General features: G+C 65.6%; 1 pseudogene. It reads left to right on the top strand.

The window, feature by feature from the left end:
* Window positions 1-259: 259 nt before the first annotated feature.
* Window positions 260-598: pseudogene (locus ENZ74_RS33745) on the top strand (metallophosphoesterase); the annotation flags it as partial.

The following is a 598-nucleotide window of genomic DNA, read 5'->3' as shown; positions in this document are numbered from 1 at the left end:
CCGGCCACGGGCCGAAATTCGCGCTGGATGCCGGGCCTCGCCAGAACGAAACCCGTTCTGGCGGACTTGACGTCGACGCAGCCGGCCGCATGCGCAGTGCTCGCGCACAACATCGCGGCCAGGATCATGCAGATAGGTGCGGCTTTCATTTTTCGTCCTCCTCCGCTTGCGCAAGCGAGACATGCCAGACCCGTGGCATCATGTCGATGATGGCGCAGAGGCGCTGGACGACCGGCCGCTGTCCATGCTGAATCAGCGTATGATGAATCGCCGTTCGACTGCATCGCTTTCCCGACGCAACTTCCTGGCGCAGGCTGCAGGATTTGCCGCGGCCGGCGCCTTGTCGCGCCCGGCCTTCAGCCAGACCGGGCAACGCGTCCAGTCGATCGACGCCACTTTCCTGTTCATCGCCGATGTCCATGCCTGCCGCATGGCGAGCGGCTTGAGCCCCAACTGCCTGCAGGAAGGCAAGACCGACGCCGCGCTGCTGCGCAACGTGGCGGCGCTGAATGCGCTTGGCGACAAGGACTGGCCAACTGAGATCAATGGCGTCGCCACCGGCCTGCGTTCGGCCGGCAGGATAGGCACGCCGCTCGGC

It is taken from the genome of Mesorhizobium sp. M7A.F.Ca.CA.002.15.2.1 (assembly GCF_003998715.1).
Taxonomy (GTDB): Bacteria; Pseudomonadota; Alphaproteobacteria; order Rhizobiales; family Rhizobiaceae; genus Mesorhizobium; species Mesorhizobium ciceri.
This window is presented reverse-complemented; position numbering and strand designations above follow the sequence as displayed.